11 protein-coding genes and 1 pseudogene are annotated in these 13188 nt (G+C 68.6%); 7 read left to right on the forward strand and 5 right to left on the reverse strand.

The genetic code is table 11. The features are described from left to right. Positions 1-5: 5 nt before the first annotated feature. Positions 6-605 (reverse strand): annotated as a pseudogene (locus ABT106_RS01930) (PadR family transcriptional regulator); the annotation flags it as partial. 274 nt (positions 606-879) lie between these two features. Between ABT106_RS01930 and ABT106_RS01935 the strand changes: the two are divergent. Continuing rightward, positions 880-3567 (forward strand): transglycosylase domain-containing protein, encoded by a 2688-nt coding sequence (locus tag ABT106_RS01935; protein ID WP_502979153.1) that lies wholly within the window; start codon positions 880-882, stop codon positions 3565-3567. Between the two features lie 88 nt (positions 3568-3655). Then, positions 3656-5116: a glycosyltransferase family 87 protein gene (locus tag ABT106_RS01940; RefSeq protein ID WP_351270857.1), complete on the forward strand. Its 1461-nt coding sequence runs from the start codon at positions 3656-3658 to the stop codon at positions 5114-5116. A gap of 11 nt (positions 5117-5127) precedes the next feature. Here the strand turns inward: ABT106_RS01940 and ABT106_RS01945 are convergent, their stop codons facing one another. From ABT106_RS01945 to ABT106_RS01955, 3 genes are all read right to left on the reverse strand, one after another. Beyond that, positions 5128-6159, reverse strand: a complete 1032-nt coding sequence (locus tag ABT106_RS01945) for an alanine racemase (RefSeq protein ID WP_351270859.1) — start codon at positions 6157-6159, stop codon at positions 5128-5130. Positions 6160-6230: 71 nt separating this feature from the next. Further along, complete coding sequence (locus tag ABT106_RS01950; RefSeq protein ID WP_351270862.1) at positions 6231-7349, reverse strand: lipid II:glycine glycyltransferase FemX; 1119 nt, start codon at positions 7347-7349, stop codon at positions 6231-6233. A gap of 132 nt (positions 7350-7481) precedes the next feature. Next, a complete protein-coding gene (locus ABT106_RS01955) occupies positions 7482-7796 on the reverse strand; it encodes a hypothetical protein (protein WP_351270865.1) in 315 nt (104 codons plus the stop codon). A 251-nt stretch (positions 7797-8047) separates the two neighbouring features. Between ABT106_RS01955 and rpsF the strand changes: the two genes are divergently transcribed. The 4 genes from rpsF to rplI all read left to right on the forward strand — a co-directional run bounded on the left by rpsF (position 8048) and on the right by rplI (position 9761). Next, positions 8048-8338: a 30S ribosomal protein S6 gene (gene rpsF, locus ABT106_RS01960; protein ID WP_004950685.1), complete on the forward strand. Its 291-nt coding sequence runs from the start codon at positions 8048-8050 to the stop codon at positions 8336-8338. 72 nt (positions 8339-8410) lie between these two features. After that, positions 8411-9016 carry a single-stranded DNA-binding protein gene (locus ABT106_RS01965; RefSeq protein ID WP_351270867.1) on the forward strand — a complete coding sequence of 202 codons (606 nt, stop codon included), beginning with the start codon at positions 8411-8413 and terminating at the stop codon, positions 9014-9016. Between the two features lie 43 nt (positions 9017-9059). Further along, positions 9060-9296, forward strand: coding sequence for a 30S ribosomal protein S18 (gene rpsR, locus ABT106_RS01970; protein WP_005315025.1), 237 nt, complete (start codon positions 9060-9062; stop codon positions 9294-9296). Between the two features lie 18 nt (positions 9297-9314). Continuing rightward, entirely contained in the window at positions 9315-9761 is a 447-nt protein-coding gene (gene rplI / locus ABT106_RS01975) for a 50S ribosomal protein L9 (RefSeq protein WP_069921086.1), read from the forward strand. 150 nt (positions 9762-9911) lie between these two features. Here the strand turns inward: rplI and ABT106_RS01980 are convergent, their stop codons facing one another. Further along, the gene (locus tag ABT106_RS01980) at positions 9912-11249 is read right to left on the reverse strand and encodes an MATE family efflux transporter (RefSeq protein ID WP_351270871.1); all 1338 of its coding nucleotides are present in this window, start codon (positions 11247-11249) and stop codon (positions 9912-9914) included. A gap of 440 nt (positions 11250-11689) precedes the next feature. On the opposite strand from ABT106_RS01980, the gene dnaB reads away from it, so the two are divergent. Further along, a complete protein-coding gene (gene dnaB, locus ABT106_RS01985) occupies positions 11690-13183 on the forward strand; it encodes a replicative DNA helicase (RefSeq protein ID WP_267721670.1) in 1494 nt (497 codons plus the stop codon). The last annotated feature ends 5 nt before the right edge of the window (positions 13184-13188 follow it).

The following is a 13188-nucleotide window of genomic DNA, read 5'->3' on the forward strand; positions in this document are numbered from 1 at the left end:
CCTCATTTTGCAGTTTCGTCGGACGGACCGGGACTTCTCTGGTCCCGTCCCGCCCGCTCGCTCTCGATGAGCTCGTTCAGCCAGCGCACTTCGCGCTCCACCGACTCCATGCCGTGCCGTTGCAGCTCCAGCGTGTAGTCGTCGAGGCGTTCCCGTGTGCGGGCGAGAGAGGCGCGCATCTTCTCCAGGCGCTCCTCAAGCCGGCTGCGGCGGCCCTCCAGTACCCGCATGCGCACTTCTCGCTCGGTTTGACCGAAGAAGGCGAAGCGGGCGGCGAAGGACTCGTCCTCCCAGGTGTCGGGCCCCGTGTGGGAGAGCAGCTCCTCGAAGCGCTCCTTGCCCGCGGCCGTCAACCGGTAGACGATCTTGGCGCGGCGCCCTGCGAGTGAAGCGGCGAGAGCGTCTTCCGGAGCGTTGCCCGGTTCCTCGATCAACCAGCCGTTGGTGACCAGCGTCTTGAGGCAGGGATAGAGCGTCCCGTAGCTGAACGCCCGGAACACCCCCAGTGAGGTGTTGAGCCGCTTCCGCAGCTCGTAGCCGTGCATGGGGGATTCGCGAAGCAGGCCGAGGACGGCGAATTCCAGGATGCCTGAGCGCCTGCTCATCCGCCTGCCCCTCCTCCGACTCTGAGTCATTATGTCGAGCTGATGTATCGACTCGATACATCCAGACGATAGATCGAGCAGCCTCTGGCGACAAGGGGCGACATGGTGACCGGCGTCACATCGTGAATTCGTGCGAGGTAAGTTGCCTGATTTGGGGTGAACTTCGGCACTGTTCGGGTTTTGAGCGTGCGTAGTCTGTGGGCCATGACACCGGGGGAACCGGAATTCACCCGCCGCTTCCAGGCCACTCGCCTGCCCGAGGAGTAGTCGTTCGATGAGCGAGCATCGCCGCAAACCGCCGCAGCCCCAGGGCGGTGGACGCGCCTCGTCCCGCCGGGCTGCCCCGCAGCGCCCGGGACAGGGCGCCGAGGCCGGACGTGGCGTGCCCACCGCGTCGCCCAGCGGCCCGTACGCAGAACAGCCCCCCCAGGGCAGCCGTGCAGACGCGCGCCGGGCCGCCCAGAGAGGTTCCGCGGGCCGCGGACGGGGCACAGGCGCCGCGGCGCGCGGCGCAGGCCGGCCCGACAAGCGCCTCATCAACTACCCGCGCTCCGACCGGGCCGGCTGGAAGCGCTTCGTGCCCTCCTGGAAGCTCGTCAGCGGCACGGTGCTGGGCTTCTTCGCGGTCATCGTGGCCGGAGCCGGCATCGGCATCGCCATGGTGAGCACGCCCGACCCCAACAAGGCGGCCGAAGCCCAGAACAACGTCTTCCTCTGGGCCGACAACACCCAGATGGTTGCCACCGGCGGTTCCATGAACCGGCAGATCGTGGGCATCGACCAGATCCCCCTGTCGATGCAGAACGCCGTGATCGCCGCGGAGAACGAGTCCTTCGACACGGACAAGGGCGTCGACCCCATGGGTATCGTCCGCGCCGTGTGGAACATGGCCAAGGGCGGTTCCACGCAGGGCGGCTCGACCATCACCCAGCAGTACGTGAAGAACAACTTCCTGGACTCCGAGCAGACGCTCAAGCGGAAGGTCACCGAGCTCTTCATCTCGATCAGGCTCGGTGTCACCGAGGAGAAGGACAAGGTCCTCGCGGGTTACCTGAACACCGCCTACTACGGCCGGGACGCCTACGGCATCCAGGCCGCGGCCCGCGCCTACTTCGGCAAGGACTCCAAGGAGCTGAACCCCTCCGAGTCCGCCTTCCTGGCCTCGGTCCTCAAGGGTCCCAACCTGTACAACCCGGACGGCGGCATCGGCGCCGCGGCCACGCCCGAGGCCAACACCCAGCGGGCGAAGCAGCGCTGGTCCTGGGTGCTCGACCGCCAGGTCCAGGTCGGCCGGATGTCCAAGGAGGAGCGGGCCAAGTACAAGCCCGAGGACTTCCCCGCCCGCGTCGAGTCGGCGCAGGCCCGCGGCATGTCCGGCCAGATCGGCTACATGGTCGAGACGGCCAAGCAGTACGTGATGAAGACCAAGGACATCAGCGCCGAGAAGATGGCGCTGGGCGGCTACCGGATCAAGACCACCTTCCAGAAGCCGAAGGTGGACGCCCTGGTCAAGGCCGTGGAAGACACCCGCAACGACTTCCTCGACGAGAAGAAGCGCCCCGAGCTGGACACCTTCGTGCAGTTCGGCGCCGCCTCCGTCGACGTGAAGACCGGCGCGATCGTGGCCCTGTACGGCGGCCCGGGCTGGGACCAGAAGTACTTCAGCAACAACGCCAACACCATCGGCGTCCCGGTCGGCTCGACCTGGAAGCCATACGTCCTGGCCGCCGCGATGAAGCACGGCACCCAGAACTCGAACGGCGAGGGCGTCTCGGTCGACAGCAAGTACATGGCCGACGACCTGACGGTGATCAAGAACCGACAGGGCAGGCCGCTGCTCGCCGCCGACGGCAAGCCGTTCCGGCAGAAGAACGAGAGCCCGACCGCCTTCGGCTACGTCACCCTCAACGAGGCGATGGAGAAGTCCATCAACGTGCCGTTCGCCCAGCTCGTCTTCGACGTCGGCCACACCAAGGTCCGCGAGATGGCCAAGTCCACGGGCATCCTCGAGGACTCGATGGACAAGAACAACAACGCGTCCTTCGCACTCGGCACCTCCACCCCGAGCGCCATCCGCATGGCCGACTCCTACGCCACCTTCGCGGCCTCCGGCACGCACCGCGAGCCGTTCTCCGTGAGCGAGGTGTCGAAGGACGGTCAGCCGCTGTCCGGATTCGAGGCGCCCAAGGAACAGCGGGCCATGGAGAGCGACGTCGCCGACAACGTCACCAAGGTCCTCGAGAACGTGGTCAAGAACGGCACCGGAACCAAGGTCAAGAAGCTGGGCAGGCCCGCCGCGGGCAAGACCGGCACCACCGACCAGAACAAGTCGGCGTGGTTCGTCGGCTACACCCCGGAGCTGTCCACGTCCGTGGCCCTCTTCCGCACGGATCCGAACTCCGCGGACAAGAAGCTGCTGTCCATGAACGGCGTCGGCGGCACCGACTCCATCCACGGTGGCGACATCCCCGCCGTCATCTGGACCGAGTACATGCGCGAGGCGCTGAAGGACGCGCCGGTCAAGGACTTCCCCGAGGCCGAGGCCATCGGCGTCAAGGCGGACTCCTCGGGCGCGCCGTCCCCGACGCCGTCCGCGGTTCCCACCCCGTCCGCGTCTCCCTCGCCGTCCCCCTCCAGTCCCTCGCCGACGCCGTCCCCGACGCCGTCCAAGAGCGGTAAGCCCTCCTGCAAGCCGTGGCAGATGTACTGCGACCCGAGCACGGCGGCCGGGGCGTCCAACGGAGGCGCCGCCAACGGCGGAGCCAACAACGGAGGCGCGACCAACGGAGGCGCCAACGGCGGAGCCAACAACGGAGGCACCAACAACGGCGGCGTCATCGGCGGAGCCGACGGCGGGAACGACGGCGGAGCCACCGGCGGGCCGTCCCCGTCGAACAGCGGTCGGCCGGGCCGCCCGGGCGGTGTCACCGGAGGATGGACCACCGGCGATCCGGACGGCTGACCCAGCCGCCCGGGCCGGACCGTGAAGGCCGTCGCACCCCGTGCGGCGGCCTTCCCCCGTGTCCGGCCCCGTACGGCAGGATGAGCGCATGACGAAGGTGCAAGAGGACCTCCCCGTACTGCCCACCCAGCAGGACGAGGTCGCCGCGGCCGGCAGCGAGCTCATCGGCGGCCCGCTCGGCCGCTACGCCCGGCTGGGCGGGCACTGGCTGGGACCGGTCCGCGTCGTGGCGCTCCTGGCCATCGGCGTGTTCGCCCTCGGGATGGTGCAGAAGCTGCCCTGCTACGACTGGGCGTGGTTCCGGGGGGCGGGCTCGCAGTACACGCACGCCTGCTACTCCGACATCCCGCACCTCTACGCCGTGCGGGGCTTCGCCGACAACCTGACGCCGTACTTCGACCGGCTCCCCGGCGACATGGAGTACCTGGAGTATCCGGTGCTCACCGGCCTCTTCATGGAGATCGCCTCCTGGCTGACCCCGGGCAGCGGCTCCATGCAGCACCGCGAGCAGATGTACTGGATGGTCAACGCGGGCATGCTGATGGCCTGCGCCGCGGTGATCGCCGTGTGCGTCGCCCGCACCCACCGGCGCCGGCCCTGGGACGCCCTGCTCTTCGCCCTCGCGCCCGCCTTCGCACTCACGGCGACGATCAACTGGGACCTGCTGGCCATCGCCCTGACCGCCGCGGGGATGCTGGCGTGGTCCCGTGGCCGGACGGTGCTCTTCGGCGTCCTCATCGGCCTTGCCACCGCTGCCAAGCTCTACCCCGTGCTGCTGCTCGGCGTGCTCTTCGTCCTCTGCTGGCGGGCCGGGAAGTGGCGCGCGTTCGGCGGCGCCGTCCTCGGCGCGGCCGGGGCCTGGCTCGTGGTGAACCTGCCGGTGATGGTGTTCGCCCGGGACGGCTGGTCGAAGTTCTACACCTTCAGCCAGGAACGCCCCATCGACTTCGGTTCCGTGTGGCTGCTGATCTCCCAGCGCTCGGGCAACCCCCTCGACGGTGCCAACACGTACGCGACCGTGCTGACGCTCCTGCTGTGCGGCGCGATCGGGCTGCTCACGCTGTGCGCCCCGAGGCGGCCCCGTTTCGCACAGCTGGCCTTCCTGGTCGTCGCGGCCTTCATCCTGGCCAATAAGGTCTACTCGCCGCAGTACGTGCTGTGGCTGATCCCGCTCGCCGCGCTGGCCCGGCCGCGCTGGCGGGACTTCCTGATCTGGCAGGCCGGCGAGGTCGCCTACTTCTTCGGGATCTGGTTCTACCTGGCCTACACGAGCAGCGGCGACAAGCACCAGGGGCTGCCCGTGGAGGGCTACCAGCTGGCCATCGTGGCCCACCTGCTGGCCACGCTGTACCTGTGCGGGATCGTCGTACGGGACATCCTGATGCCGGACCGGGACGTCGTACGCCGGGACGGCTCGGACGACCCCTCAGGCGGCGTCCTGGACGGCGCGGAGGACGTCTTCGTGCTGTCGGACGCGACGAGGGCGCCGCGGTACGCGGCGCCCTCGGAGGAACAGCGGGCCGGCTGGGGCGTGCACCCCGAGAAGTGACCGGGCGGGACTCAGGCGTCGAGCACCCGGTCGAACTGCGTGGTGGTGTGGCGCAGGTGCGCCACCAGCTCGTCGCCGACCTTCGGCTCGGTGGCGTCCGAGGGCACGAAGAGGATCGACACCTGCATGTGCGGCGGCTCGGCGAACCAGCGCTGCTTTCCCGCCCACACGAACGGTGACAGGTTCCGGTTGACGGTCGCCAGGCCCGCCCGGGCGACGCCCTTGGCCCGCGGCATCACGCCGTGCAGGGCCTTGGGGGCCTCCAGACCCACCCCGTGCGAGGTACCTCCGGCGACGACGACCAGCCAGCCGTCCGAGGCGGCCTTCTGCTGGCGGTAGCCGAACCGGTCGCCCTTGGAGACGCGCGTGACGTCGAGTACGGCGCCGCGGTACTCGGTCGCCTCGTGGTCCCCCAGCCACAGCCGGGTGCCGATACGGGCCCGGAAGCGGGTCTGCGGGAACTGCTGCTGGAGCCGCGTCAGCTCCTGGGCCCGCAGGTGGCTGACGAACATGGTGTGCAGCGGCAGCCGGGCCGCGCGCAGCCGGTCCATCCAGCCGATGACCTCCTCGACGGCGTCCGAGCCGTCCGGGCGGTCCAGGGGCAGGTGCAGGGCGAAGCCCTCCAGCCGGACGTCCTCGATCGCCGCGTGCAGCTGGCCGAGGTCCTGCTCGGAGATGCCGTGGCGGCGCATCGAGCTCATGCACTCGATGACCACCCGGGCACCCACGAGCCCGCGGACGCCGTCCAGCGAGGACACCGAGCGGATGACCCGGTCCGGCAGCGGGACGGGGTCCTCGCCCCGCCGGAACGGGGTGAGGACCAGCAGGTCGCCCCCGAACCAGTCCTTGATGCTGGCGGCCTCGTACGTCGTCCCGACGGCCAGCACGTCGGCGCCCATCCGGGTCGCCTCCTCGCACAGCCTTTCGTGGCCGAAGCCGTAGCCGTTGCCCTTGCAGACCGGGATCATCCCGGGGAACTGGTCCTGGATCTGCTTCTGGTGCGCACGCCAGCGCGCGGTGTCGACGTAGAGCGTGAGCGCCATGCCCGTCCGGAACCTCTCCTGTGGAGCTGCGTGATGCAGCGGTGCGTGGTGGGGGTGGGGATGTGGTGCGGTCAGCGGCGCGACATGTAGATGTCGAGCGCCTTGTGCAGCACCTTGTTCAGCGGGAAGTCCCACTCGCCGACGTACTCGACGGCCTCGCCGCCCGTGCCGACCTTGAACTGGATGAGGCCGAACAGGTGGTCGTTCTCGTCCAGCGTGTCAGAGATGCCGCGGAGGTCGTAGACGCTGGCGCCGAGCGCGTAGGAATCGCGCAGCATGCGCCACTGCATCGCGTTCGACGGCCGTACTTCCCGCTTGTGGTTGGCGGACGCGCCGTACGAGTACCAGACGTGCTGGCCGACGGTGAGCATCGTGGCGGCGGCCAGCGGCTCTCCCTCGTGCGTGGCGATGTAGAGCCGCATCCGGTTGGGGTCCTCGGAGTTGAGGGCCGTCCACTGGCGCTGGAAGTAGCTGAGCGGGCGCGGGCGGAACTTGTCGCGCTCGGCCGTGATCTCGTACAGGTGCTGCCAGGTCGGCAGGTCCTCGTAGCCGCCCTGGACGACCTCGACACCGGCCTTCTCGGCCTTCTTGATGTTGCGGCGCCACAGCTGGTTGAAACCCTTGAGGACGTCGTCCAGCGAGCGGTTGGCCAGGGGCACCTGGAAGACGTAGCGCGGCTGGACGTCGCCGAAGCCGGCGCCGCCGTCCTCGGCCTGCTGCCAGCCCATGCGGCGCAGTTTGTCCGACACCTCGAACGCGCGGGGCTCGATGACCGAGGCCTCCACGTCGCGCAGGCGCTTCACGTCGGGGTCCTGGATGCCGGCCTTGATGGCGGTCGAGTTCCACCGCCGGATGACGACGGGCGGGCCCATCTTCACGGTGAAGGCGCCCTGCTGCTTGAGGTGCGCCAGCATCGGCTGGAGCCACTCCTCCAGGTTGGGGGCGTACCAGTTGATGACCGGTCCCTCGGGAAGGTACGCGAGGTACCGCTTCACCTTGGGCAGCTGCCGGTACAAGACGAGCGCGGCGCCGACGAGTTCGCCGGAGCCGTCGAACCAACCGAGGTTCTCCGAACGCCACTCGTTCTTCACGTCGGCCCACGCCGGGACCTGGCAGTGGCTCGCCGAGGGCAGGCTCTGGAGATAACCCAGATGCTGCTCTCGGCTGATGGTCCTCAGGGACAGGCTCATGCGGGGCGTCTCCTCCGGCGGCTTCGCTGGCTATGGCGCGAAGCCTACTGCGACAGGGGCGCCACCCATCTGGGGGACGGGCCGGGGGCCCGGGCCGGCTCGCGGCCGGCGCCCTGTCGCGGAGGCGTCCCGTCAGCCCAGCCAGCCCCCGAAGAGGCCGCCGTGGGCCATCCCCATGTAGAAGCCGAAGGCAGACGCGCCAAGGCCGATGATCAGCGCGAAGCGCTCGCGTGTCGTGACGGAGATGAACTGTCCGTACGCACCGGTCAGGATGCCGATCAGGCCCGTCCACGAGCTGATCAGGTGCAGCTGGTCGAAGAAGGCCGTGACGAACGCCACGGCGCCGAGGACGAGGGTGACCGCCATCAGGGTGTCCTGCAGCGGGTGGGGCTTGCCGTCGGTCGCGAAGAGCGAGATGGAGGACTGGCGTCGCATGGCCTGTGCCATCGGAAGGCACCTCCTGGCTGAAGCAGAGCGGTGCAGCGGGGCTGCCTCCGGACCGGCCGGGGGCATAGCACCGAGCACACCCGATGGATACACATTGTGGCCTCCTGGTGCCGGATTTCAACCGGAAGGAGTCGACGGGGTAGTCTGTACGGTCTGCGCGGTGTCTGTTCACGGATGCCGTGCGTCACGCATCACGACCCTCCTGCCACGGATCGACCGTGGCCGCTGAGTCCAAAGGAGGTGGGTTCCACATGCGTCACTACGAAGTGATGGTCATCCTCGACCCCGATCTCGAGGAGCGCGCTGTCTCCCCGCTGATCGAGAACTTCCTCTCCGTCGTCCGTGAGGGCAACGGAAAGGTCGAGAAGGTCGACACCTGGGGTCGCCGTCGTCTCGCTTACGAGATCAAGAAGAAGCCCGAGGGCATCTACTCGGTCATCGACCTTCAGGCCGAGCCTGCGGTCGTCAAGGAGCTTGACCGACAGATGAACCTGAACGAGTCGGTTCTCCGGACCAAGGTCCTTCGCCCCGAGACCCACTGAACTTCGGTTCAGCGGTAATCGGGACCGAGTAGCACAGCAGCCCAGCAGTAATCCCCGCCGAGAGGTTCATCCATGGCAGGCGAGACCGTCATCACGGTCGTCGGCAATCTCGTCGACGACCCCGAGCTGCGCTTCACCCCCTCGGGTGCGGCGGTCGCGAAGTTCCGTGTCGCGTCCACTCCCCGCACCTTCGACAAGCAGACCAACGAGTGGAAGGACGGCGAAAGCCTGTTCCTGACCTGCTCGGTCTGGCGGCAGGCGGCTGAGAACGTCGCCGAGTCCCTTCAGCGGGGCATGCGCGTCGTCGTTCAGGGTCGGCTGAAGCAGCGGTCCTATGAGGACCGCGAGGGAGTCAAGCGCACGGTCTACGAGCTGGACGTCGAGGAAGTCGGCCCCAGCCTGAAGAACGCCACGGCCAAGGTCACCAAGACCACGGGTCGCGGTGGCCAGGGCCAGGGTGGATACGGCGGCGGCGGTCAGCAGCAGGGCGGCGGCGGCGGCAACTGGGGCGGAGCCCCCAGTGGCGGCGCCCCGCAGGGCGGCGGAGCTCCCTCCGACGACCCGTGGTCGTCCAGCGCGCCGGCCGGCGGCCAGCAGTCGCAGGGCGGCGGCGGGGGCGGTTGGGGCGGAAGCTCCGGCGGCACCGGCGGTGGCTACTCGGAGGAGCCGCCCTTCTAGGGCAGCTCTCACCCCCACTTCTTGATCACACAGGAGAGACACAATGGCGAAGCCGCCTGTGCGCAAGCCTAAGAAGAAGGTCTGCGCGTTCTGCAAGGACAAGACCGCGTACGTGGACTACAAGGACACGAACATGCTGCGGAAGTTCATTTCCGACCGTGGCAAGATCCGTGCCCGCCGCGTCACCGGCAACTGCACGCAGCACCAGCGTGACGTCGCCACGGCTGTGAAGAACAGCCGTGAGATGGCACTGCTGCCCTACACGTCCACCGCGCGATAAGGAAAGGGTGACCGACCAATGAAGATCATCCTTACCCACGAGGTCTCTGGCCTCGGTGCCGCCGGCGATGTCGTCGACGTCAAGGACGGCTACGCTCGCAACTACCTGGTCCCGCGTGGTTTCGCGATCCGCTGGACCAAGGGTGGCGAGAAGGACGTGGCGCAGATCCGCCGCGCCCGCAAGATCCACGAGATCGCGACCATCGAGCAGGCCAACGAGTTCAAGGCCAAGCTCGAGGGCGTGAAGGTCCGTCTGGCCACCCGCGCGGGTGACGCCGGTCGTCTCTTCGGTTCCGTTACCCCGGCTGACATCGCCACGGCGATCGAGTCCTCGGGCGGCCCGAAGGTCGACAAGCGCCGCGTTGAGCTGGGCTCCCCGATCAAGACCCTCGGTTCGTACCAGGTCTCCGTGCGTCTGCACGCCGACGTGGCCGCGAACGTGGGCATCGAGGTCGTCGCCGCCTAAGGGCTGCGCATGAAGGGCCGCACCCTGTCTGGGGTGCGGCCCTTCGTCGTGTCCGGAGCCGTCCGGTGCCGGCACGGGCGTTTCACGTGAAACAGCGGTCTCGTTTCACGTGAAACGAAGACCGGGCCTCGTTTCACGTGAAACGCCGTTCTAGCGGGTGGCTCCCGCGACCAGCCAACGGCCCGATCGTGCCCGGAGCTGGAGGGTGACCATGCGGACCAGCATCATCAGCGTCATGGCCCACCAGAGTGTCGTCAGACCACCGCCCACGGCGGGGACGAGCAGCGCTGCCGGGGTGAAGACCGCCAGCGTCAGCAGCATGGCCCAGGCCAGGTAGCGGCCGTCCCCGGCGCCCATCAGAACCCCGTCGAGGACGAAGACGATGCCGGACACCGGCTGGGATACGGCCACCACCAGCAGGGCGGGCAGCAACGCGTCCTCGACCGCCGGATCGCTGGTGAAGAGGGGGACGAACACCGGGCGGGACAGGACGACGAGCAGGCCGAGGACGAAGCCCGAGGCGATCCCCCACTGGACCATGCGGCGGCAGACCGCCTTGGCGCCCGCGGTGTCGCCCGCGCCGAGGTAGCGGCCGATGATGGCCTGCCCCGCGATGGCGATGGCGTCCAGGGCGAACGCGAGCAGGCTCCACAGGGAGAGCAGGATCTGGTGCGCCGCGATGTCGGCGTCGCCGAGCCGCGCCGCGACGGCGGTCGCGATCAGCAGGACGGCGCGCAGGGACAGGGTCCGGACCAGCAACGGGGCTCCGGCCTTGGCGCAGGCCCGGATCCCGGCGGCGTCGGGGCGCAGCGAAGCGTCATGGCGGCGGGCTCCGCGGACGACGACCACGAGGTAGGCGGCGGCCATGGCGCACTGGGCGATGACGGTGCCCCATGCGGAGCCGGCGATGCCGAGGTCCGCGCCGTAGACGAGGGCGACGTTCAGGACCCCGTTGAGGGCGAAGCCGCCGATGGCGACGTAGAGCGGGGTACGGGTGTCCTGGAGACCGCGAAGGACACCCGTGGCGGCCAGGACCATGAGCATGGCCGGGATGCCGAGCGCGGAGATCCTCAGATAGGTGATGGCATGCGGGGCGACGGCGTCGGAGGCGCCGAAGAGCGATACCAGCCAGGGTGCGGCGGGGAGGACCACCACGATGACGGCGGCGCCGAGCAGGAGGGCGAGCCAGATGCCGTCCATGCCCTGCCGGATCGCAGCCTTCAGGTCGCCCGCCCCCACCCGGCGGGATACGGCCGCGGTGGTGGCGTAGGCGAGGAAGACGAAGATGCTCACGGCGGTGGTCAGCAGCGCGGCGGCGATCCCCAGGCCGGCCAGCTGGGGGGTGCCGAGGTGCCCCACGATGGCGCTGTCGGCCATCAGGAAGAGGGGTTCGGCGACGAGTGCGCCGAAAGCGGGCACGGCGAGAGCGAAGATCTCCCGGTCGTGTCGTCTCGGTGTGGCCTTCAGCGCGGCGGGGGCCTGTGTCATGCGCTCAATCTAATCTTCCACAGGTAATGGATGCAAGGGTACTGGGATCCTTACCGAAGCGCTGACTTGGGCGTTCTTTCCACCCCATTGGGGGCGATCTTGAGACAGTGGCGAAGATTTTTCCGTTGACCCGGCTCCGGAAGAAGAAAGCGCAGGTCAATGTGGGTAACGGGGTGGGTCGGGTGATTTTGTCCACAGTGTCGTCCCCCGGTCCGTGCACAGCTTCCGGGGAGTTACCCACAGCATTGGCCCCGTCGTCCACATCTCATCCACACAGCCTGTGGATAACAAGATTGGCTGACGCCGCTCCCGGCCCTACCGTGGTGCGTTACCCGACTCGCCGACAGCCGATCCGGGTGCCCCAAATGTCAGAGCCGTGTCGTAGAAAGAGTGACACGGCGAGGTCCGCGTTGCGGACGGGAGGAGGTGGTCCGGTGAGCATGCCCGAGCCCACGGACGACCCTTGGGCCGACAGCGGTCCGGGTGACCGTCTGCCCGCCCGCTCGCGCCGGAGCGGTGAAGGCCGCGGCCGCGGGGACGAGCAGCGCGACCGGGGCCGTGAGAACGGCTCCTGGGACGACGGCGGGGGCGGTGGAGGCGGCGGTGGCGGCTTCGAGCGCGTCCCTCCCCAGGACCTCGACGCCGAGCAGTCCGTGCTCGGCGGCATGTTGCTGTCCAAGGACGCGATCGCCGACGTCGTGGAGGTCATCAAGGGCCACGACTTCTACCGGCCCTCGCACGAGACGATCTACCAGGCCATCCTCGACCTGTACGCCAAGGGCGAGCCGGCCGACCCGATCACCGTCGGCGCCGAACTGACCCGGCGCGGTGAGATCAGCAAGGTCGGCGGGGCCTCGTACCTGCACACGCTGGTGCAGTCCGTGCCGACGGCGGCGAACGCCGAGTACTACGCCGAGATCGTCCACGAGAGAGCCGTCCTGCGCCGGCTGGTGGCCGCCGGTACGAAGATCACGCAGATGGGATACGCGGCCGACGGCGACGTCGACGAGATCGTCAACAGTGCCCAGGCCGAGATCTACGCCGTCACCGAGCAGCGGACGTCCGAGGACTACCTGCCGCTCGGCGACATCATGGAAGGCGCACTCGACGAGATCGAGGCGATCGGCTCCCGCAGCGGCCAGATGTCCGGAGTTCCGACCGGATTCACGGACCTGGACTCCCTGACCAACGGCCTGCACCCGGGCCAGATGATCGTCATCGCGGCCCGCCCCGCGATGGGCAAGTCGACGCTCGCCCTGGACTTCGCGCGGGCCTGTTCGATCAAGAGCAATCTGCCGAGCGTGATCTTCTCCCTCGAGATGGGGCGCAACGAGATCGCGATGCGCCTGCTCTCGGCGGAGGCCCGCGTGGCCCTGCACCACATGCGCTCGGGAACGATGACGGACGACGACTGGACCCGGCTGGCCCGCCGGATGCCGGACGTCTCGGCCGCCCCGCTGTACATCGACGACTCCCCCAACCTGTCGATGATGGAGATCCGGGCGAAGTGCCGTCGTCTCAAGCAGCGCAGCGACCTCTCGCTCGTCGTCATCGACTACCTCCAGCTGATGCAGTCGGGCGGCTCGCGCCGCCCCGAGAGCCGTCAGCAGGAAGTCTCGGACATGTCCCGAAACCTCAAGCTGCTGGCGAAGGAGCTCGAGGTCCCCGTGATCGCGCTCTCCCAGCTGAACCGTGGACCGGAACAGCGCACCGACAAGAAGCCGATGGTCTCCGACCTGCGTGAATCCGGATCGATCGAACAGGACGCCGACATGGTGATCCTGCTGCACCGTGAGGACGCGTACGAGAAGGAGTCACCGCGCGCCGGTGAGGCGGACCTGATCGTGGCGAAGCACCGAAACGGTCCGACGGCGACGATCACGGTGGCCTTCCAGGGCCACTATTCGAGATTCGTGGACATGGCCAACACGTAGCCCCG

It is taken from the genome of Streptomyces sp. NPDC002044, from assembly GCF_040296725.1.
Classification (GTDB): domain Bacteria; phylum Actinomycetota; class Actinomycetes; order Streptomycetales; family Streptomycetaceae; genus Streptomyces; species Streptomyces antarcticus.